General features: G+C 74.0%; 2 protein-coding genes. Both read left to right on the forward strand.

Annotated elements, in window-relative coordinates; translation table 11 throughout:
* Positions 1-205: 205 nt before the first annotated feature.
* Entirely contained in the window at positions 206-6823 is a 6618-nt protein-coding gene (locus ACFYZ4_RS17795; protein ID WP_390784297.1) for an amino acid adenylation domain-containing protein, read from the forward strand.
* Between the two features lie 10 nt (positions 6824-6833).
* Positions 6834-24416 carry an amino acid adenylation domain-containing protein gene (locus tag ACFYZ4_RS17800; protein WP_390784298.1) on the forward strand — a complete coding sequence of 5861 codons (17583 nt, stop codon included), beginning with the start codon at positions 6834-6836 and terminating at the stop codon, positions 24414-24416.

Genomic DNA, 24416 nt, shown 5'->3' on the forward strand with positions numbered 1-24416 from the left:
CCCCAACGGGTCGCATCGCGAGCGGTGCGGTTTTCCGCGGGCAATTCCTGTGTGGCAGCTTTTTCGGGCTTGTCGCACCGCCCGCCGGCTGAGATCAATGAGAAATCAAACCCACGAGATTCCGGTCTTCATGTCCAACCATTGGGGGATGGTCGCTTTGTGCTCGTTCCATGACACGGCGGTGCCGGTGGCGACGATTCCTGAGATGTTCGAGAAGCAGGTCGTCGCCGCTCCGGACGCCGTCGCACTGGTCTTCGGCGAGACCTCGCTGACCTACCGCGAGGTCGACGCGCGCGCCAATCGCCTGGCGCGGCTCCTGGCCGGACGCGGAGTCGGACCGGAGTCGGTCGTGGGCGTGGCCGTGCAGCGGTCGCCGGAGCTGTGGGTGGCCGTCCTCGCGGTGCTCAAGGCGGGCGGCGCGTACCTGCCGATGGACGCCGCGTACCCCGCGGACCGCCTCCGGTACATGGTCGAGGACTCCGGCGCCCGCCTGGTCCTGGCGGACGCCGCCACCGGCGGCCTGCTGCCCGAACTCCCCACCCCCGTACTGCTGCTGGACGCCCCCGAGACCTCGGCGGCGGTCGCCGCCGAGGCGGCCGGCCCGCTCGCCGACGCGGACCGGATCCGCCCGCAGCGGGTGGCGCAGACCGCGTACGTCATCTACACCTCGGGCTCCACCGGCCGCCCCAAGGGCGTCGCCGTCACCCACAACGGCCTCGCCCCGCTGCTGGCCACGCACGCCGAGCGGCTGAAGGTGAGCCCGGCGAGCAGGGTGCTGCAGTTCGCCTCGCCGAGCTTCGACGCCTCGGTGTGGGAGATGTGCATGGGCCTGCTGTCCGGCGCCACCTTCGTGCTGGCCGACAAGGAGGCGCTGGCCCCCGGCGCCCCGCTGGCCGACACCATCGCCCGGCACGGCGTGACCCACGTGACGCTGCCGCCGCCGGTGCTCGCCGCCCTCCCCGCCGGGGCCATGGCCTCCGTCGAGACCCTCGTGGTCGCCGGTGACGCCACCACCCCCGAGCTGGTCGCCACCTGGTCGGCCGGCCGCCGCATGATCAACGCGTACGGGCCCACGGAGACGACCGTGTGCGCCACGATGAGCGCGCCGCTGGCCGGCGACGGCCGCGTACCGCCGATCGGACGCTCGATCACCGACACCGACGTGCACGTCCTGGACGACGCGCTCTGCCCGGTGGGCGCCGGAGTGATCGGCGAACTGTACGTCTCGGGCGCCTCGCTGGCCCGCGGCTACCTGGGCCGCCCCGACCTGTCCGCCCAGCGCTTCGTGGCCTGCCCCTTCGCCGGGCCCGGCGCGCGGATGTACCGCACCGGCGACCTCGTGGAACGGACGCCGGAGGGCGAACTCGTCTTCCACGGGCGCGTCGACACCCAGGTCAAGATCCGCGGCATCCGGATCGAGCCGCTCGAGATCGAGGCGGTGCTCAGCGGCCACCCCGGCGTGGCGGACACCGCGGTCCTCCCTTACGAGCGGCGCGGCAGCCGCCAGCTGGTGGCCTACGTGGTCCCCGCGGCCTCCGGCGGCCCCGGCCAGGCGGGCCCGCAGGGCAGCGCCTACGGCAGCATCGCCCTCGACTCCGGCTTCGGCGTCGGCGAGCTGCGCGCCTTCGCCGCCGACCAGCTGCCCGACCACATGGTCCCGGCGGCCTTCGTCCTGCTGGACCGGCTGCCGCTGACCCCGAACGGCAAGCTCGACAAGGCCCGCCTGCCGGAACCCGAGTTCAAGGGCGAGACCTACCGGGCCCCGCGCACCCCGCAGGAGGAGATCCTCGCGGAGCTCTTCGCGAAGGCCCTCGGCGTGGGCCAGGTCGGCATCGACGACGACTTCTTCACCCTCGGCGGTGACAGCATCCAGTCGCTCCAGGTGGTGTCCTGGGCGCGGGCGCGCGGCCTGGTGGTCACCGCCCGCCAGGCCGTCGAGCACCGCACCGTCGCCCGCCTCGCCGAGATCGCCGTCACCAACGGCCAGGGCGCCCCCACCGGCCCGGTCCTGACGGAGCTCGCCGGCGGCGGCACCGGGTGGATGCCGCTGCTGCCCGTCGCGCGCTGGATCCGCGACTGGGGCCCCGGCTTCGGCCGTTTCCTGCAGGCCATGGTGCTGGAGCTGCCCGAGGGCATCGACCGCGCCGGACTGGCCGCCACCCTGACGGCCGTGGTGGACCGCCACGACCTGCTGCGCTCGCGCCTCGTCGCCGACGCCGCGGGGGAGGGCGACGGCGAGGCCGACGGCCTGGTCGTCGCGCCCGCCGGCTCCGTGGACGTGGAGCCGCTGCTGCGCCGCGTCGCGTGCGACGGCCGCCGGGACGCCGAGTCCTGGCGGGACCTGCTGCTCGGAGAGCTGGAGGAGGCCGCGCGGCGGCTGGACCCGGCGGCGGGCGTCGTCGCGCAGTTCGTCTGGTTCGACGCGCCCGGCGGCGAGGAGGGGCAGGGCGGCGAGGCCGGCGAAAACGCCGGCGCCGGACGGCTCCTGCTCGTCCTCCACCACCTGATCGTGGACGGCGTGTCCTGGCGCATCCTGATGCCCGACCTCGCCTCGGCCTGGCAGCAGATCAGCGCCGGCCGCACCCCCGAACTGCCGCCCGTGGCCACCTCGATGCGCCGCTGGGCGCACGCGCTGGCCGACGAGGCCCTGCGCCCCGAGCGGGTCGCGGAGCTGGACCTCTGGCGCTCGATCGTCGAGGGGCCCGACCCGGTGCTCGGCGCCCGCCGGCTGGACCCGGCCGTCGACGTACGGTCCTCGGTGCACGTCACCCACGTCCGGCTCCCGGCCTCCGTGACCGAGGCCGTGCTGACGGACCTGCCCGCGGCCTTCCACGGCGGGGTCAACGACGGACTGCTGGCCGCGCTGGCCCTGGCGCTCGCGCAGTGGCGGCGTACCCGCTCCGTCGACGAGACCTCCGCCCTGATCCGCCTCGAAGGACACGGCCGCGAGGAGGCCGCCGCCCCCGGCGCGAACCTCGCGCGCACCCTGGGCTGGTTCACCACCGCCTTCCCGGTGCGCCTGGACCTGGCCGGGGTGGACCTTGACGAGGCCTTCGCGGGCGGACCGGCCGCCGGCCTCGCCGTCAAGAAGGTCAAGGAGCAGCTCCTCTCCCTGCCCGACAAGGGCATCGGCTACGGCCTGCTGCGCCACCTGAACCCGCAGACCGCCGCCCAGCTGGCCGAACACCCCATCGGGCAGGTCGGCTTCAACTACCTGGGACGCTTCGCCGCCGGCTCCGAACGGCCCGGGGACGCGCGGGGGGCGGGCTTCACCCAGGCCCCCGAGGCCGCGGCCATCGCCGAACTGGCCGAGCTCGACGCCGCGCAGGACCCGCGCATGCCGGCCTCCGCCGCACTCGACATCAACGCCACGGTCAGCGACCAGCCGGCCGGCCCGGTCCTGAACGCCGCCTTCAGCGCCCCCGAGGGAGTGCTCACCCCGGCGGAGGTACGGGAGCTCGCAGACCTGTGGTGCGCCGCCCTGGAAGGACTCGCCCGGCACGCGGCCGAGCCCGGCGCCGGCGGCCTGACCCCCTCGGACCTGCCGCTGGTGACCGCGAGCCAGCACGACATCGACGGCTGGGAGCGGCGCTTCCCGGGCCTCACCGACGTCTGGCCCACCACCCCGCTCCAGTCGGGCCTGCTGTTCCACTCGATCTTCGAGGACTCCTCCTTCGACGCCTACCAGGTGCAGTACGCCCTGCACCTGTCCGGGCGGGTGGACGCCGGCCGGCTGCGCGCCGCCGGGCAGTCGCTGCTGGAGCGGCACTCCGGCCTGCGGACCGCCTTCGTGCACAACGCGTACGGGGACCTGGTCCAGCTCGTCCTGGACTCCGTCACCCTGCCCTGGCAGGAGCTCGACCTGTCCGGGCTCGGCGAGGCGGAGCGCACGGAGGCCTTCGAGCGGTTCCTCGCCGAGGACCTGACCACGCACTTCGACCAGATCGCGCCGCCGATGCTGCGCCTGACGCTGATCCGGACCGGCGAGGAGACGTACGAGCTCGTCCTCACCGCCCACCACGTGCTGTTCGACGGCTGGTCGGTGCCCCTGCTGATGCAGGACCTGCTCACCTTCTACGGTTCGGCGGGTCAGGCCACCGGGCTGGAACCCGCCCGCGACTACCGGGACTTCCTGGCCTGGCTCTCCCGCCAGGACCCCGAGGAGTCCGCCCGGGTCTGGCGCGAGGAGCTCAGCGGGCTGGGGGAGCCGACGCTCCTCGCCCCGGTGGTGACCGCCCCGGCCGCCCCGGCCGGTCAGTCCGCCGGGTCGGCCCGGTCGGGCGAGTCGGCCGAGTCCGCCGAGGACATCGCCATGCGGCAGGCCGAGGTGCCGCTGCCCGTCGAGGCCTCCCGCGAGCTGTTCCGGCGCGCCTCCGACCTCGGAGTCACCCTGAACACGGTGGTCCAGGGCGCCTGGGCGATCCTGCTGGCCCAGCTCACCGGCCGCCGGGACGTGGTGTTCGCCTCCACCGTCGCCGGCCGCCCGCCCGCCCTGCCCGGCGCCGACACCACCGTCGGCATGTTCCTCAACACCCTGCCGGTACGGGTGCGGTGCGCCCCCGCAGACACCCTTGCCGAGCTGCTGACCGCACTGCAGGGCCGGCAGGCCGCGCTCATGGACCACCACCACTTCGGCCTGAGCGAGATCCAGCAGGCCGCCGGAATGGACGTCCTCTTCGACACGATCATCGGCTTCGAGTCCTTCCCGATGGACCGGGCCGGCATCGTCGAGGCCAGCCGCGCGGCCGGCATCTCGATCACCGGCATCCGCTCCTTCACCGCCAGCCACTACCCGGTGACGGTGCTCGCCTTCATCGAGCCCGACCGGCTGCGCCTGGCGGTGCAGTACCAGCGCACCGTGCTCGACCCCGCCGTCGCCGAGTCCATCGCCGCCCGGTTCGCCGCGATCCTGCGGCAGCTGGCCGAGGACACCGGCCGCCGGGTGGGCACCGTGGACGTACTGGCGCCGGCCGAGCGGGACCGGCTGCTGAACGGGCTCGGCGCGGGCCCGCGTGCCGCCGGCACCGGCACCGACGCCGACGCCGACGGGGCGACCGTCCCGGAGCTGTTCGAGCGGCAGGCCGCCGCGACCCCCGAGGCGGTCGCCGTGGTCTCGGGTGCGCGCTCCCTCACCTACCGGGAGCTCGACGAGCGGGCGAACCGGCTGGCCAACGGCCTGATCGCCCGCGGCGCCGGCCCGGAGACCCCGGTGGCCCTGGCCCTGCCGCGGTCGGCGGACCTGGTGGTCGCGCTGCTCGGCGTCCTCAAGTCCGGGGCCGCCGTCCTGCCGCTCGACCCGCGCCACCCGGGCGACCGCCTCGCACGCGTCCTGGCCGATGCGCGCCCGCTGCTGGTGCTCACCGACCCGGACACGGCGGCCGCGGCGGACCTCGCGGTCCCCACCGCGCACCTGGGCGAACTGGAGTCCGGGGACGGCACATCCGTTCCGGCGGCCCCCGTCCGACGGCCCGACGCGCTCGCACACCTCTCGTACGCCTGCGGCAGTTCGGGCGGCCCGACAGGGGTGGAGACCACCCACCGCAATCTGGCCGAGCGGGTACCGGGGCTGCTCGCGCGGCTCGGCTCCGCCGTCGGCGGCCCACGGCTGCTGGTCGGAGCCTCCGGCGACGCCGAACCGCCCGTACCGGAGATCCTCGCCGCGCTCTGCGGCGGCGCGGGCGTCGAGCTGCCGGCCGACCCGCGGTCCCTCACCGGACACGGCCTCCTCGCCACGACCCCCTCGGCCTTCGCCGACCTGCTCGACGAGGTCGCCGAGGACATCCACGCGGACACGATCGTGTTCGCGGGCGAGCCGCTGCCGGCCGCGCTGGCGCGCCGGGCGGCCGAGTCCGCCCCGGGGGCCCGGCTGGTCACCCTCCACGGGCACCCCGAGACCGGCCCCGCCACCGCCTTCTCGCCACCGGACGGCGAGGAGCCACCGGGCACCGCCGCCGTGCCCGCCGGGACCCCGCTCGCCGGAGTGCGGGCGTACGTCCTCGGCGCCGGGCTCACCCCGGTGCCGCACGGCGCGGTCGGGGAGCTGTACCTCGCGGGCGGCGCACCGGCCCGCGGCTACCGGGGACACACCGGGCTGACCGCGGAGCGGTTCGTCGCGGACCCCCACGGCCCGGCCGGATCGCGGATGTTCCGCACCGGCGACCTGGTCCGCTGGAACGGCGACGACCGGCTGGAGTTCCTGGGGCGCGGCGACACGGAGGCGGCGGTCCGCGGCACACGGATCGCGCCCGCCGAGATCGAGGCCGTCCTGACCGGGCACCCCGGGGTGGCGCGGGCGGCCGTGGTCGTCCGCGAGGGCCACGGGCCGGGCGGGACCGCTCAGTCGGTGGGCTACCTCGTACCCGCCGAGCCGTACGGGGCCGAGCCCGGACCGTACGCCGACCAGGTGCGGGCCCACGCCGCCCGGCACCTGCCCGCAGCCCTGGTCCCCGCGGTCCTCGTGACCCTGGAACGGCTGCCGCTGACCCCCGACGGCCGCCTCGACCGGGCCGCGCTGCCCGACCCCGAACCGGCCGGCCGCCCCTACCGGGCGCCGCGCACTCCCGAGGAGGCGGCTCTCTGCGAGCTGCTGGCGGAGGTGCTCGGCGTGGAACGGGTCGGCATGAACGACGACTTCTTCGAACTGGGGGGCAACTCCCTGCTGGCAACGCGGCTCACCAGCCGTATCCGGAAGGTGCTCGGGGTGAGCGTGCCTTTGCGGTCGATCTTCGAGTCTCACGCAATTTCAGAGCTTTCGCGCACGGTCAAGAACGCAGGCACGTCGAGCCGGCCTCGACTGCGCAAGATGGACAGGAGTGGACAGTAAAATGATCCCGTTGTCGTTCGCACAGCGTCGGTTGTGGTTCATCGACCGATTCGAGGGACCGTCGGCGACGTATAACGTCCCCTTCCTCGTGCGGTTGACCGGCGAGCTGGACCGGACCGCCCTGCAGTCGGCGGTGCGCGATGTCGTGGCCCGGCACGAGAGCCTCCGTACGCTCATCGTGATGGACGAGCAGGGCGTGCCCTCGCAGCAGGTGCTGCCGGTGGCCGAGGCACTGCTCGACGTACCGCTCGTCGAGGTGGCCCCCGACGGGGTGGACGAGGCCGTCTTCCAGGCGGCGCAGTACACCTTCGACCTGTCGGCCGAGATACCGGTCCGCGCCACCCTGCTGCGCTCCGGCGAGCGGGAGCACGTCCTGCTCCTGCTGGTCCACCACATCGCCAGCGACGGCGAGTCGATGGAGCCGCTCTCCCGCGACCTGGCCACCGCGTACACCGCCCGGCTGGGCGGCGAGGCCCCGCAGTGGGCGGACCTGCCGGTGCAGTACGTCGACTACACGCTGTGGCAGCGCGAGCTGCTCGGCGACGAGAACGACCCCGACAGCGTGGTCTCCACGCAGGTCGCCTACTGGCAGGGCGAGCTGCAGGGCGTGCCGACTCCGCTGCGCCTGTCCTCGGACCGCCCGCGCCCGCCGGTGGCCAGCCACCGCGGTGACACGGTCGGCTTCCCCATCGACGCCGAGCTGCTGGCGGCCGTCGAGACCCTGGGCCGCGAGCGGGACATGACCGTCCCGATGGTGCTCCAGGCCGCCCTCGCCGTGGTGCTCCAGCACCTGGGCGCCGGCCACGACATCGCCATCGGCTCCACCGTCGCCGGCCGCACCGACGACGAGCTCGCCGACCTGGTCGGCTTCTTCGTGAACACCTGGGTGCTGCGCACGGACCTCTCCGGCGCGCCCACCTTCGACCGGGTGCTGGAGCAGGTCCGGCAGAAGGCGCTGACCGCGTACGACAACCAGGACGCCCCCTTCGAGCACCTGGTGGAGGTCCTGAACCCGGAGCGGTCCACCGCCTACCACCCGCTGTTCCAGGTCATGTTCACCTGGGAGAACGACGCCTGGATCGAGCTGGACCTGCCGGGTCTGGAGCGGGCCCGCTTCGAGGTGCTCGCCACCCCGACGGCCAAGTTCGACCTGGAGTTCAACTACTTCTCGGACCCGGCCGGTCCGGGCATGCTCTGCTACCTCGAATACGCCACCGACCTGTTCGACCGCTCCACGGCGCAGTCCGTCGTCGACCGCTACCTGCGGGTCATCCGCGAGGTCGTCGCGAGCCCGGACCGGCCGGTCGCCCTGGCACCCGTCCTCGACGAGGCCGAACTGGACACCGTCGTACGGGAGTTCAACGACACCGCGGTGGAGCTGCCCGGGCTGACCGTCGCCGAGCTCTTCGAGCGGCAGGCCGCGGCCACCCCGGACGCGGTCGCGCTGGAGGCCGGGGACGAGGTCCTCACCTACCGCGCACTCGACGCGCGGGCCTCGCGCGTGGCGCAGGAGCTGGCCGCGCGCGGCGTGGGCGCCGAGACGCTCGTGGGCGTCGCCCTGCCGCGTACGGCGGACCTGGTGGCCGGGCTGCTCGGCGTGCTCAAGGCCGGCGGCGCGTACCTGCCGATCGACCCGAGATACCCGAGCCGACGGCTCGACTTCATCCTGGAGGACGCGGCCCCCGGGCTGATCCTCACCGACGAGCAGACCGTGGGCGTGCTGCCGAGGACACAGGTCCCGCAGCTGTTCCTGGGCGACATCGACTTCGGTGCGCCGGCGGACGCGGCTGCCGCCCCGGTCACCGCCCGCCCCGGCCAGGTCGCGTACGTCATGTACACCTCCGGCTCCACGGGCACGCCCAAGGGCGTGGCGATCACCCACGCCAACGTGGTGAACGACGTGCTGGGGCTGGCCTCGGCGATCGGCGTCGGCGCGGGGACCCGCGTGCTCGCCGGCACCTCGGTCAACTTCGACGTGTCCGTCTTCGAGCTCTTCGCCACCCTCTGCTCCGGCGGCACCGTCGAGCTGGTGCGCGACGCGCTGGTGATCGGCGAGCGCGGCGGCTGGAGCGGCGGCGTGATCAGCACCGTCCCGTCCGTCTTCGCCGAACTCCTCGGACAGGTCAACGGCAACATCGCCGTCGACACCGTGGTCTTCGCCGGTGAGGCCCTGCCCACCTCGCTGGTGCGGCGCGTCCGCGAGGCGATCCCCGGGGTCCGCGTCGTCAACGCCTACGGCCAGAGCGAGTCCTTCTACGCCACCACCTTCGCGCTGCCCGCCGACGAGGAGTGGGACGGCTCCGGCAGCGCCCCCATCGGCGCCCCGCTCGGCAACGTGCGCACCTACGTGCTCGGCCCGGGCCTGCGGCCCGTACCCGTCGGCGTCGTGGGCGAGCTGTACGTAGCCGGCGAGATCGGCCGCGGCTACCACGGCCGCGGCGGGCTGACCGCCGACCGCTTCGTCGCCGACCCCTTCGGGCCGGCCGGCTCGCGCATGTACCGCACCGGCGACCTGGCGCGCTGGAACGCCGCCGGACAGCTGGAGTACGCCGGCCGCGACGACGCGCAGATGAAGGTGCGCGGCTTCCGCATCGAGCCCGGCGAGATCGAGGCCGTCCTGACCGCCCACCCGGGCGTGGCCCAGGCCGTGGTCACCATCCGCGAGGGCCGCGGCAGCAAGCAGCTCGTCTGCCACGTGGTCCCGCTGGAGGCCGACCAGAGCGGCTTCGGCACCGTCGCCAGCCTCGGCGACCTCGACGTGGACCTGACCACCAGCGTGTCCGTGCGCGAGCTCCGGCGCTTCGCCACGGGCCGGCTGCCCGAGTTCATGGTCCCGTCCGTCTTCGTCATGGTCGGCCGGCTCCCGCTGACCGCCAACGGCAAGCTCGACCTGGCCGCGCTGCCCGAGCCCGACTTCAGCGGCGGCGAGTACCGCGCCCCGCGCAACGCGGCGGAAGAGGTCCTCGCCGCGGTCTACGCCGAGGTCCTCGGCCTGGACCGGGTCGGCATCGACGACGACTTCTTCGCCATCGGCGGCGACAGCATCCGCTCCATCCAGGTCGTCTCCCGCGCCCGCGGCGGCGGCGTGGAGGTCAGCCCGCGCCAGATCTTCGACCACCGCACCGTCGCCGAACTGGCCGCGGTCGCGGTCGTCGGGGTCGCGGCGGGCACCGGGCCCGTGCTGGCGGAGCTGGAGGGCGGCGGCGCCGGCCGGCTGCCGCTGCTGCCGATCGGCGAGTACCTGCTGGAACTCGGCGAGGGCATCGACCGGTTCGCCATGTCGATGGCCGTCGAGCTGCCCGAGGGCATCGACCGGGCCGCGCTGGCCGCCACCCTCGGCGCGGTGCTGGACCGCCACGACGTCCTGCGCTCCCGCCTGGTCACGGCCGGCGGCGGCGGCGACGGCGCCGACGGCGCGGACCGGGCCGGCCTGGAGGTCGGCGCGCCCGGCTCCGTCGACGCGGACGCGCTGATCCACCGCGTCGAGTGCGACGGCCGCTGGGACGAGCAGTGGTTCGAGACGGCCACCGCCGAACTGGACGCCGCCACCGGCCGACTGGACGCCGCGGCCGGAGTCATGGCGCAGTTCGTCTGGTTCGCCCCGCAGGAGGGCGCCGGCCGGCTGCTGCTGGTCCTCCACCACTTCGTCGTCGACGGCGTGTCCTGGCGCATCCTGCTCCCGGACCTCGCCACCGCCTGGGAGCAGGTCCGCGAGGGCCGCACCCCCGAGCTGCCCGAGGTGGGCACCTCGGTCCGCCGCTGGGCCCACGCCCTCGCCGAGGAGGCGTCGTCGCCCGAGCGCGTCGCCGAACTCGCCCTGTGGCGCTCGGTCGTGGCCGGCCCCGACCCGCTCCTGGGCTCCCGGGCCCTGGACCCCGCCGTGGACGTGATGTCCACCGTGGACCACACCTGGCTCAAGCTCCCCGTGCCGGTCACGGAGACCCTGCTGACCACCCTGCCGGCCCGCTTCCACGGCGGTGTCAACGACGGCCTGCTCGCGGCGCTGACGCTGGCCGTCGCCCAATGGCGCCGGGCCCGCGGCATCGACGAGTCCTCCGCCCTGATCCGGGTCGAGGGACACGGCCGCGAGGAGGACGTCGCCCCCGGCGCCGACCTGTCGCGCACGGTGGGCTGGTTCACCACCATGTACCCCGTCCGCCTCGACCTGGCAGGGATCGACCTCGACGAGGCCTTCGCGGGCGGCGCCGCAGCCGGCTCCGCCGTCAAGGCGGTCAAGGAGCAGCTCCTCTCCCTCCCGGACAAGGGCGTGGGCTACGGCCTGCTGCGCCACCTGAACCCGCAGACCGCCGAGGTGCTGCGCCGGTACCCGACAGGCCAGATCGGCTTCAACTACCTGGGCCGCTTCTCGTCCTCCGCAGACGTGCCCGAGCACCTGCGCGGCCTGGGCTGGACCCTCGCCGAGGGCACCACCGAGCTGATCGCGCAGCCCGACGGGCGGATGCCCGCCCTCTCGACGCTGGACGTCGGCGCGCTCGTCACCGACACCGAGCAGGGCCCGCAGCTCACCGCGCGGCTCGCCTTCCCCTCGGGCCTGCTCCGGGCGGAGGACGTCGAGGAGCTCGCCGAGCTGTGGAGCACCGCCCTCCAGGCCCTGGCCCGGCACGCCGCCGAGCCCGCCGCGGGCGGTCTGACCCCCTCGGACGTGCCGCTGGTCCGGGCGACCCAGGGCGAGATCGAGGCCTGGGAGGAGCGCTACCCCGGCCTGCAGGACGTCTGGCCGCTCACCACGATGCAGGACGGCCTGCTCTTCCACGCCCAGCTGGCCGGCTCCACCTTCGACGCGTACCAGATGCAGCTGGTCTTCCACCTCGCCGGTGAGGTCGAGCCGGCCCGGATGCGGGCCGCCGGCCAGGCGCTGCTCGACCGGTACGCCAACCTCCGCGCCGCGTTCGTGTTCGACGCGGCGGGGGACCGGGTGCAGGTCGTACGCGACCGCGTGGAGCTGCCCTGGCAGTACCTCGACCTCAGCGGGTTCGGCGAGGAGGGCCGCGAGGAGGCGCTGAAGCGCTTCCTGACCGAGGACCACAACTCCCACTTCGACCTGGCCCGGGCCCCGCTCGTGCGGATGTCCCTCGTCATGCTGGCCCCCGACCGCTGGGAGCTGGTCTTCACCGCCCACCACGTCCTCTTCGACGGCTGGTCGATCCCGGTCCTCATGCAGGACCTGCTGCGGCTCTACGGCTCCGAGGGCGACGCCTCCGCGCTGCCGCGGGTGCCCGGCTACCGCGACTTCCTGGTGTGGCAGGCGGGTCAGGACCGCGAGGCCTCGGCCCGCGCCTGGGCCGCGGAGCTCGCCGGCGTCGAGTCGCCGACCCTGATCGCCCCCGAGGCCGGCGCCGCCTCCGACCCGGCCGGCATCGGCCAGATCGACATCCCGCTGTCCGCGGACGCCGCCCGCGACCTGGGCCGGCGCGCCGCCGAACTGGGCCTCACCCTCAACACCCTGGTGCAGGGCACCTGGGCCCTCGTCCTCGCCGGGCTCACCGGCCGCCAGGACGTGGTGTTCGGCGCCACCGTCTCCGGCCGCCCGCCCGTCGTCCCCGGAGTGGACGCGATGGTCGGCCTGTTCATCAACACCCTGCCCGTCCGGGTGGAGTGCGGACCCGGCGCCACCCTCGGCGAGCTGCTGCGCGACCTGCAGAACCGGCAGAGCGCCCTGCTCGACCACCACCACCACGGGCTGCTCGACATCCACCGCTCGATCGGGCTGAACGTACTCTTCGACACCCTCGTGGGCTTCGAGTCGTACCCGATCGACGGCGTCGCCATCAACGAGGCGAACTCGGCCGCCGGCATCTCGATCACCGGCATCAGCCCGCTCAGCGGCGCCCACTACCCGCTGGTCGTGATGGCCTTCGCCGACCCGCACCTGCGGGTGGCGCTCCAGTACCAGCACCACCTCTTCGACCCGGAGACCGTCGAGGGCATCGCCGCCCGGTTCGCGCGGATACTCCAGCAGCTCGTGTCGGACCCGGACACCCGGGTCGGCTCCGTGCACGTCCTGGAGCCCGCCGAACGCGAGCGGCTCCTCGGCGAGTTCAACGACACGGCCGTACCCGCCCCCGCGAAGACCGTCCCGGCACTGTTCGAGGAGCAGGCCGCCGCGACGCCGGACGCGATCGCCGTCGCCTTCGGCGCCGAGCGCCTGACCTACCGCGAACTGGACGCCCGGGCCAACCGGCTGGCCCACGTGCTCGCCGCACGCGGCGTCGGCCAGGAGTCCGTCGTGGGCGTGGCCCTGCCGCGCTCCACGGAGCTGGTCGTGGCCCTGCTCGCCGTCCTCAAGGCCGGCGGCGCCTACCTGCCGGTGGACCCGGAGTACCCGGCCGAGCGCATCGAGTTCATGCTGGGCGACGCCGCGCCGACCCTGCTCCTGACCGACTCCGAGATCGTCGCGGGGCTGCCGGGCGGCACCTGCCCGTACGTGGTCCTGGACGACGCGGACACGGCCCTGGCCGTCGCCGCGGCCCCCGCCGACGCCCTGCCGGCCGCCGCCCACGGGCGCGTCGACCAGCTCGCGTACGTCATGTACACCTCCGGCTCGACCGGCGTCCCCAAGGGCGTCGGCGTCACGCACCGCGCCGTGTCCGGCCTGGCGCTGGACCGCCGGTACCGGGGCGGCGCCCACGAGCGGGTCCTCGTCCACTCCGCGCAGTCCTTCGACGCCTCCACCTACGAGCTGTGGGTCCCCCTGCTGGGCGGCGGCACCGCCGTGGTGGCTCCCGTCGGCAAGCTGGACGCCGGCGCGCTGGCCGCGGTCATCGCCGAGCAGCGGGTCACCGCGCTGTGGCTGACCGCCGGTCTGTTCAAGGTGATCGCCGACGAGAACCCGGAGTGCTTCACCGGGGTCCGCGAGGTGTGGACCGGCGGTGACGTCGTCTCCCCGGCCTCCGTCACCCGCGCCCTGCGGGCCTGCCCCGGCCTCAAGGTCGTCGACGGCTACGGCCCGACCGAGACCACCACCTTCGCCACCAGCCACCCCATGCCCGACCCCGAGCGGGTCGGCGAGCCGATCCCGATCGGCCGCCCGATGGACAACATGCGGGTCTACGTCCTCGACGCGGGCCTGCGCCCCACGCTCCCCGGCGTGGCCGGCGAGCTCTACATCGCGGGAGCCGGCCTGGCCCGCGGCTACGCCCACCGGTCCGCGCTGACCTCCGAGCGCTTCGTGGCCTCGCCCTTCGGCGAGCCCGGCGAGCGGATGTACCGCACCGGTGACGTGGTCGCCTGGGCCCCGGACGGCGCCCTCGTCTTCCGCGGCCGGGTGGACACCCAGGTCAAGATCCGCGGCTTCCGCATCGAGCCCGCCGAGGTCGAGGCCGCCCTGGCCGCCCACCCCGGCGTCGCCCAGGCCGTCGTCACGTGGAACGAGGACCAGGCCGGCGAACGCCGTCTGGTCGGCTACGTGGTCCCGCGCGTGGACGGCTCCGACACCTCCGGCGCTGCCGAGCAGGTCGACGAGTGGGAGGAGATCTACGACGACCTCTACGCCGTCTCCGACGCCGCCTGGGGCGAGGACTTCACCGGCTGGAACTCCAGCTACACCGGCGGACAGCCCATCGCGCTCGACGAGATGGCCGTGTGGCGCGACGCCGCGGTGGAGCAGATCACCAACTGGTCGCCGCGCCGCGTCATGGAGATCGGCGTCGGCACCGGCCTGCTGATGTCGCAGACCCTCGGGCAGGTGGAGGAGTACTGGGGCACCGACATGTCGGCCGCGGTCATCGACCGGCTGCTCGTACAGGTGGAGCAGACCGGCTTCGGCGACCGCGTGCACCTGCGGCACCAGAACGGCGACGACATCGCCGGCCTGCCGCGCGAGCACTTCGACCTCGTGGTCGTCAACTCGGTCGTCCAGTACTTCCCGGACGCCGAGTACATGGACCTGGTCCTCGCCAACGCGATGGAACTGCTGGCACCCGGCGGCCGGATCCTCGTCGGCGACGTCCGCAACGCCGCCACCCTGCGGCTCTTCCGCTCCGGCGTCCAGCGCGCGCTGCACCCCGAGGCCTCCGCCTCGGTGAGCCGGGCCGCGGTCGCCCGTGCCATCCTCATGGAGAAGGAACTCGTCCTCGACCCCGAGTGGTTCACCCGGTGGGCCGAGCGGCACGGCGCGGGCGGCGTGGACATCCGGCTGAAGGCCGGCCGTCCGCACAACGAGCTGACCCGCCACCGCTACGAGGTGCTGCTCCACAAGGCGCCCGTGGCCGCGCTCCCGCTGGGCGAGGTCCCGGCCCGGCAGTGGGGCCGCCAGGTCGACGACCTCTTCGGCCTGGAGGACTTCGTCCGCGCGGGCGGCGAGCAGCCCGTACGCGTCACCCGCATCCCCAACGCGCGGCTCGCCGACGAGGTGGAGTCCGCCGCGGCCGTGGGCGTGATCTCCGCGCCCGCCGCCTCCGGCCCGGTCCTCGACCCGCAGGACCTGCGGGAATGGGCCGCCGAGCGCGGCTGGGGCGTCCTGCTCACCTGGTCGGCCGCCGCGGCCGAGTGCTTCGACGCGGTCTTCTTCCCGGCCGGCCCCGTCACGGACCAGGTCCTGACCGGCGGGTTCACGCCCTCGGGCCGGGCCGACCGGACGCTGGCCAACGAGCCGGCCGCCGCGGGCCGGATCGGCACGCTCGTGGGAGCCCTGCGCGGCTACCTGAAGGACCGGCTGCCCGAGCACCTGGTGCCGTCCACCGTCGTCGCCATCGCCGAGGTGCCGCTGACCCCCAACGGGAAGCTGGACCAGCGGGCCCTGCCCGCCCCGGACTTCGCGGCGGCGGCCACCGGCCGGGCCCCGCGCACCCCGCAGGAAGAGGTCCTGTGCGGCCTGTTCGCGGCGGTGCTCGGCCTGGACCGGGTCGGCATCGACGACGACTTCTTCGCCCTGGGCGGCCACTCCCTGCTGGCCACCCGCCTGGTCAGCCGGATCCGCCAGGTCCTCGACGTCGAACTGCCCATCCGGGTCGTGTTCGAGGCGCCCACGGTCGTGGAGCTGGTCGAGCACCTCGCCGCCGGAGCGCCCGTGCGGCCGCCGCTGCGGCGCACCGCCGAGCGCCCGGACTCCGTACCGCTGTCGTTCGCCCAGCGCCGCCTGTGGTTCATCGACCGCTTCGAGGGCCCCTCGGCCACCTACAACGCGCCCTTCCCGCTCCGCCTGACCGGTGAGCTGGACCTGCCGGCGCTGGAGGCCGCGCTGCGCGACGTCGTGGCCCGCCACGAGAGCCTGCGCACGCTGATCGTCGAGGACGCCGACGGCGTCCCGGCCCAGCACGTGCTGCCGGCCGACGAGGCGCAGCTGCACGTCCCGCTCGTGGAGGTCGCGCAGGGCGGCCTGGCCGACGCCATGGCCGAGGCCTCCGCGCACCTCTTCGACCTGGCCACGGAGATCCCCGTACGGGCTCCCGTGCTCAGGCTCGGCGCGCAGGAACACGTCCTCGTCCTGCTGATCCACCACATCGCGAGCGACGGTTCCTCGATGGCGCCGCTGGCCCGCGACCTCGCCACCGCGTACGCGGCCCGCAAGGAGGGCGGCGCCCCGCAGTGGGCGGAGCTCCCCGTGCAGTACGTGGACTACACGCTGTGGCAGCGCGAGGTGCTCGGCGACGAGGAGGACCCGGCCAGCGCGCTCGCCGCACAGGTGGGCTACTGGCGCGGGGAGCTGGCGGGTGTGCCGCAGCCGCTGCAGCTCGCCTCCGACCGCCCGCGTCCGGCCAAGGCCTCCCACCGCGGTGACGCGGTGGAGTTCGCCCTGGCCCCCGAGGTGGCGGCCGCGGTCGAGGACCTGGCGCGCCGGCACGGAGCGACCTCCTCGATGGTGCTCCAGTCCGCCCTGGCCGTGCTGCTGCACGGGCTCGGCGGCGGTGACGACCTGACGATCGGCTCCCCGATCGCCAACCGCACCGACGAGGCCCTCGCCGAACTGGTCGGCTTCTTCGTCAACACCTGGGTGCTGCGAGTCGACCTGTCGGGCAACCCGGCCTTCACGGACCTGCTGGAGCGGGTCCGCGGCAAGTCCCTGGCCGCGTACGACAACCAGGACGTCCCCTTCGAGCGGCTCGTGGAGGTGCTGAACCCGGAGCGGTCCACCGCCTACTCCCCGCTCTTCCAGGTGATGTTCGCCTGGCAGAACTTCGCCCGGAAGGACTTCGCCCTGCCGGGTCTGCAGGTGGAGTTCGAGCGGGTCCGCACCGAGACCGCCAAGTTCGACCTGTTCTTCAACATGGCCGACCTGCCCGGCATGGGGGTGGTGGGTCTCCTGGAGTACGCCACCGACCTCTTCGACAGGGAGACGGCCCAGGCCGTCGCCGACCGCTTCGTACGGGTGGTGGGCCTGCTGGCCGCCGCCCCCGGGCAGCGGGTGTCCGCGGTCGAGCTGGTGCAGCCGGCCGAACGCGAGCTGGTGCTGCGGGACTTCAACGCCACGCAGCAGCCCACCCCCGAGGTGACCGTGCCCGGGCTGTTCGAGCTCCAGGTCGCGGAGCGGCCCGACGCGGTCGCGCTGGTCTGCGGCGAGGAATCGCTGACCTACCGCGAACTGGACGAGCGGGCGAACCGGCTGGCCCACGAGCTGGCCGGGCACGGCGTCGGACCGGAGACCGTGGTGGGCGTCGCCCTGCCGCGGACGGCGGACCTGGTCGCGGCCCTGCTCGGCGTACTGAAGGCGGGCGGCGCCTACCTGCCGATCGACCCGAAGTACCCGAGCCGGCGCCTGGAGCACATCCTGTCCGACGCGCGGCCCAGGCTGCTGCTCACGGACGCGGCCACCGCCGGCGTCCTGCCGGAGTCCGGGATCACCCGCCTGTACCTCGGCGACCTGGCCCTCGGCGGCTCCGCGGCCGGCTCCGGCGCCACCGCGCCGTCGGCGGCCCTGCTGCCCGACCACGCGGCGTACGTGATGTACACCTCCGGCTCGACGGGCGTGCCCAAGGGCGTGACCGTCACCCACGCCAACGTGGTCAACGGCGTGCTGCGGCTCGCCGCCACGATCGGCGTGGACTCCGGCACCCGCACCCTCGCCGGCGCCTCCGTCAACTTCGACGTCTCCGTCTTCGAGGTCTTCACCACGCTGGCGGCGGGCGGCACGGTCGAACTGGCCCGCGACGTCCTGGTCATCGGCGAGCAGGGCGGCTGGACCGGCGGCGTGATCAGCACGGTCCCCTCGGTCTTCGCCGAGCTCCTCGACCAGGTCAACGGCAAGATCACCGCGGACGCCGTGGTGTTCGCCGGCGAGGCCCTGCCCGCGTCCCTGGTCCACCGGGTCCGCGAGGCCGTCCCCGGGGTCCGGGTGGTCAACGCCTACGGCCAGACCGAGAGCTTCTACGCCACCACCTTCGGGCTCCCGGCCGACGAGGACTGGGACGGCGCGCACACCGCCCCGATCGGCGCGCCCCTGGGCAACATGCGCACGTACGTCCTGGGAGCCGGCCTGAAGCCGCTGCCCGTGGGCGCCGTGGGCGAGCTCTACGTGGCGGGCAACCTGTCCCGCGGCTACCACGGCCGCGCCGCGCTGACCGCCGAGCGCTTCGTCGCCGACCCGTACGGTGCGCCCGGATCGCGCATGTACCGCACCGGCGACCTGGCCCGCTGGCGGGCCGACGGGCAGCTGGAGTACGTCGGCCGCGGCGACGCCCAGCTCAAGATCCGCGGGTTCCGCATCGAGCCCGGCGAGATCGAGGCGGCGCTGACGGCCCACCCCGGCGTGGAACACGCCGTGGTGACCGCCCAGAACACCCCCGACGGGGCCAAGCGCCTGGTCGGCTACGTGGTCAGCTCGCCGGACTCCGGCGGCCAGGTCGACGCGCAGGGCCGGTTCGAGGCCGACATGACCTCCGGCATCACCATGCGGGAGCTGCGCCGCTTCATCACCGGCCGGCTGCCCGAGTTCATGGTCCCGGCGGTGCTCGTGCCGCTGGACCGGCTGCCGCTGGCCCCCAACGGCAAGCTGGACCGCGCGGCCCTGCCCGAGCCGGACTTCGCCGGCGAGAGCTACCGCGCCCCGCGGGGCCGCACCGAGGAGGTGCTGGCCGGGGTCTACTCCGAGGTGCTCGGCCTGGAACGGGTCGGCATCGACGACGACTTCTTCGCCATCGGCGGCGACAGCATCCGCTCCATCCAGATCGTCTCCCGCGCCAAGGCACAGGGCGTCGTGGTCAACCCGCGGCAGATCTTCGAGCTGCGGACGGTCGCCGAGCTGGCCGCGGCCGCCGGCAGCCAGAACCTGGGCCCGGTCCTGGCCGAGCTGGAAGGCGGCGGCACCGGCGTCATGCCGCTGCCCCCGATCGCCAAGTACATGCTCGAACTGGGCAGCAGCTTCAACCGGTTCTCGATGTCCGCGGTGCTCGAACTGCCCCGGGACATCGACGAGGAAGGGCTGACCGCGGTCCTGACCGCGGTCCTCGACCACCACGACGTCCTGCGCTCCCGCCTCGTCCTCGACGGCGGCGGCAGCCTGGAGATCGCCGCCCCCGGCACGGTCGACACGGCCGCGCTGATCCGGCGGGTGGACTGCGCGGGCACCTGGGACGGGGCCTGGCCGGAGACGGCCAGGGCCGAACTGGACGCCGCCACCGGCCGGCTCGACCCGGCCGAGGGCACCATGGCGCAGTTCGTCTGGTTCGCCCCGGAGCAGGGCGCCGGCCGGCTGCTGGTGGTCCTGCACCACCTCGTCGTCGACGGCGTGTCCTGGCGCATCCTGCTCCCGGACTTCGCCACGGCGTGGGAGCAGATCGTCGCCGGCTCCGCCCCGAGCCTGCCCGCGGTCGGCACCTCCGCCCGCCGCTGGGCGCACGCGCTCCTCGACGAGGCGTCCGACCCGGACCGCATCGCCGAACTGGCCCAGTGGTCCGAGATCGTGGACTGCAACGACCCGGTGCTCGGCTCGCGGGCCCTGAACCCCGCGGTGGACGTCATGTCCACCGTGGAGACGGTCTCCCTGGAGCTCCCGGAGCAGGTCACCGAGGCGCTCCTGACGGCGGTGCCCACCGCCTTCCACGGCGGGGTCAACGACGGCCTGCTGGCCGCCCTCGCCCTCGCGGTGACGCAGTGGCGCGCCGACCGGGGCGTCGAGGAGTCCTCGACGCTGATCCGGCTCGAAGGACACGGCCGCGAGGAGCAGGTCGTGCCCGGCGCCGACCTGTCCCGCACGGTGGGCTGGTTCACCAGCATGTTCCCCGTACGGCTCGACCTCGCCGGTCACGACGTGCAGGAGGCACTCGCCGGCGGCGGCGCCGCGGGCGGCGTGCTCAAGGCCGTGAAGGAACAGCTCCTGGCCATCCCCGACAAGGGCGTCGGCTTCGGCCTCCTGCGCTACCTCAACCCGTCCACCGCCGCCGAACTCGACTGGCGGGCCACGCCCCAGATCTCCTTCAACTACCTGGGACGGGTCGCCGCCGGCGACACCGCCGACGGGCAGCAGGGCACGGGCTGGAACCTGGCCGCCGACGCGCTCGGCCTCGCCGCCGACCTGGACGCGGACATGCCCGCGCTCTCCACGGTCGAGATCAGCGCCTACGTCACCGACACCGACCGGGGCCCGCGCTTCCATGCCCGGGTCTCCTACCCGGCCGGCGTGCTCACCCAGGCCGAGGCCCAGGCACTCGCCGACCTGTGGGTCCGCGCCCTGGAGGGCTTCGCCCACCACGTCGCCACCCCCGGCGCCGGCGGCCTGACCCCCTCGGACGTGCCGCTGGTCCGCATGACCCAGGGCGAGATCGAGAACTGGGAGGCGCAGTACCCGGGTCTGGCCGACGTCTGGCCGCTGACCCCGCTCCAGTTCGGCCTGCTCTTCGAGACCATGCGCCTGGAGGAGAACGCCTTCGACCCGCACATCGTGCAGGTGGCCTTCCACGTCCAGGGCCAGGTCGAACCGGCCCGGATGCGCGTCGCCGCGCAGGCCCTCCTCGACCGGTACGCCAACCTGCGCACCGCCTTCGTCACCGACGCGAGCGGCGACCTCACCCAGCTCGTCCTCGACGAGGTCGAACTGCCCTGGCGCGTCGCCGACCTGCGCGAGCTCGACGAGGCGGGCCGCGAGGAGGGGCTGGAGCGGATCCTCGCCGAGGACCACTACGCGCAGTTCGACCCGGCCAGGCCCCCGATGCTGCGGGCCTCGCTGGTCCGGCTGGCGGAGGAGACCTCCGAGCTGGTGCTGACCGTGCACCACGCGCTCTTCGACGGATGGTCGTTCCCCCTGCTCGTACGGGACCTCGCGTACCTGTACGCGTCCGGGGGCGATGCCTCCGAGCAGCCGCGCGTGCCCGAGTACCGGGAGTTCCTGCGCTGGCTGTCCCGGCGGGACGACAAGGCGGCCGCCGCGGCCTGGGCCAAGGAGATGGAGGGCGTCGGCGAGGCCACCCTGCTCGCCGCCGAGACCCCGGAGGACGCCGGCGACGACGCCCGTGTCGGGCAGGTCGACGTCCCGCTGCCGCTGGACGAGGCCCGTGCGCTCAAGAAGCGCGCCGCCGAACTGGGCGTGTCGATGGGCACCCTGGTCCAGGGCGTGTGGGCGCTGATGCTCGGCCAGCTCACCGGAAAGCGGGACGTGATCTTCGGAACCACGGTCTCCGGCCGCCCGGCCGAGGTGCCCGGCGTCGACCAGATGGTGGGTCTGTTCGTCAACTCCCTGCCCATCCGCGCCGAGTACGCGCCGAGCGACACCCTCGGCCAGGTGCTGAAGAACCTCCAGGAGCGGCAGACCGCGCTGCTGGACCACCACCACTTCGGGCTGCACCGCATCCAGCGGGAGGCCGGCCTGAAGGAACTCTTCAACACCATCGTGCTGTTCCAGTCCTTCCCCGTCGACAAGGAGGCCCTGGGCGCGGCCAACACCGCGGCCGGCGTCTCGTTCACCGGGATCCGTCCGTCCGCGGGCGCCGCGTACCTGGTGGGTCTGGCGGCCGACGCCGAGCCTTACCTGCGCATGATCCTGCAGTACCAGCGGCAGGCCATCAGCGCGGAGACGGTGGAGCGGATCGCCGAGCGGGTGCTGCACATCCTGCGGCAGCTGATCGCCGACCCGGAGATCCCGGTGGGCGCGCTGGACGTGCTGCACGAGGCGGAGCGCGAGCGGATCCTCCTCGCCTTCAACGAGACGGCGACGCAGACCCCGGCCCTCACCCTGCCCGCCCTGTTCGAGCGGAAGGCCGCCGAGGCCCCGCACGAGGTCGCGGTGCTCTTCGAGGACGAGAAGGTGACCTACGGGGAACTGGACGCGCGGGCCAACCGGCTGGCGCGAGCCCTCGTCGAGCGCGGGGTCGGCCCGGAGACGGTCGTGGGCGTGGCCCTGCGGCGCTCGCCGCAGTGGCCGGTGGCGGTCCTCGCCGTGACGAAGGCGGGCGGCGCCTACCTCCCGCTGGACCCGGCCTACCCGGCCGACCGGCTCACGTACATGGTCGAGGACTCGGCGATCGGGCTGATCCTGACCGACGGGGCCACGGCGGAGCGGCTGCCCGACCTGCCCTCGCAGCTGCTGGTCCTGGACGCCCCCGAGTTCGCCGAGGCCCTGGCCGGGACGGACGACGCCGTGCTGACGGACGCGCAGCGGCTGAGCCCGCTCGTGGTGGCCAACACCGCCTACGTCATCTACACCTCGGGATCCACGGGCCGGCCCAAGGGCGTGGCCGTCACCCACACCGGCTTCGCCAACATGGTCGCGGAGGTGACGGAACTGCTCGGCATCGACGCCGGCAGCCGGGTCCTGCAGTTCGCCTCGCCGAGCTTCGACATCTCCGTCGCCGAGATGTGCATGTCGCTGTTCGCCGGGGGCGCCCTGGTCATGGCGGACCCGGACCGGCTCACGCCGGGGGCCCCGCTCGCCGAGACCGCCGACACGTACGGGGTGACCCACGCGATCCTGACGCCCACGGTGCTGGCCGCCATGCCGGCGGGCTCGCTGTCCACCGTCGCCTCCCTGATGGTGGCCGGTGAGGCCACCTCGCCGGAGCTCGTGGCCACCTGGTCGGCCGGACGCCGCATGTTCAACGGCTACGGTCCGACGGAGACGACCATCGGCGCGACGGTGAGCGAGCTCACCGCCGAGACCACCGTGTCGATCGGCCGCCCCATCCGCAACACCCGGGTGTACGTCCTGGACTCCGCGCTGCGGCCGGTCCTGCCGGGCGTACCCGGTGAGCTCTACATCGCCGGTGCGGGTCTGACCCGCGGCTACGTCGGCCGGCCGGAGCTGACCGCCCAGCGGTACGTGGCCTGCCCGTTCGGCGAGCCCGGCGAGCGGATGTACCGCACCGGCGACCTGGTCGAGTGGACCCGCGACGGTGAGCTGGTGTTCCGCGGCCGCACGGACAACCAGATCAAGATCCGCGGCTTCCGCATTGAGCTCGGCGAGATCGAGTCCGCGCTGACGGCCCACCCGACGGTGGACCACGGCGTGGTCACCGCCCGGGACAACCTGGCCGGCGACAAGCAGCTCGTCGCCTACGTCGTCCCCGCACCGGGCGAGAGCGTGGTGGCCGAGGCCCTGCGCAAGCACCTCACCAGCCGGATGCCGGAGTACATGGTCCCGTCGGCCTTCGTCACGCTGGAGAAGCTGCCGCTCACCCCGAACGGCAAGCTGGACCGGGAGGCCCTGCCCGACCCGGAGTTCACCGGCGGAGCGGACTACCGTGCGCCGCGCAACCCGCTGGAGACCACCCTGGCGAAGCTGTTCGCCGAGGCGCTCGAACTGGAGAAGGTCGGCATCGACGACGACTTCTTCGACCTCGGCGGTCACTCGCTGCGCCTGACCCGCCTGATCAGCCGGATCCGCGCGGTCCTCGGGGCCAAGGTCCCGATCCGCGTGATGTTCGGCGCCACCACGGTGGCGAAGCTGGCCGAGTACCTGGAGTCCCAGGTCAAGACGGCCCAGGCGCCCGTCTTCGCCGACCCGTTCGCGGTCGTCCTGCCGATGCGCACCGAGGGCACGAAGCCGCCCCTGTGGTTCGTCCACCCGGGTGTCGGACTGTGCTGGTCCTACGTGGGCCTCGCGCAGCTCCTCGGCGACCGGCCGGTGTACGGCATCCAGGGCCGCGGCTTCGACGGCGCGGGCCGGGCCGAGTCCACCCAGGCGATGCTCGACGACTACCTGGAGCAGATCCTGGCGGTCCAGCCGGAGGGCCCGTACCACTTCGTCGGGCACTCCACGGGCGGCACCTACGCCCACGCCCTCGCCGCGGCACTGAAGCAGCGGGGACACGAGGTGGCGCTGCTGGCCCTCATGGACAGCCCGCCGAGCGGCTGGTTCCGGCACATCGAGGACCCGGTGAACATGCCGGAGGTCCGCGAGTTCTTCAAGGAGTTCTTCATCGGCTCCGGAGTGGACGAGGACCGCGAGGCGCTGGTGGAGAACGGCAGCCACCTCTTCAAGTCGCACGCCGAGATGCTGCTGGAGTGGGACTCGCCCGTCTACGACGGCGACGCGGTGTTCTTCAACGCCACACAGAACCCGGACGAGTCCTACGCGGCGATCTGGGCCCCGCACATCGGCGGCACCATCCACGAACACGACATCGACGCCACGCACATGGGCATGCCGAAGGCCCAGCCCGCGGCCGAGATCGCCCGCATCATCAACCTCCACCTTGAGGGGAACTGA

This window comes from Streptomyces sp. NPDC001513, assembly GCF_042894695.1.
Classification (GTDB): Bacteria; Actinomycetota; Actinomycetes; order Streptomycetales; family Streptomycetaceae; genus Streptomyces.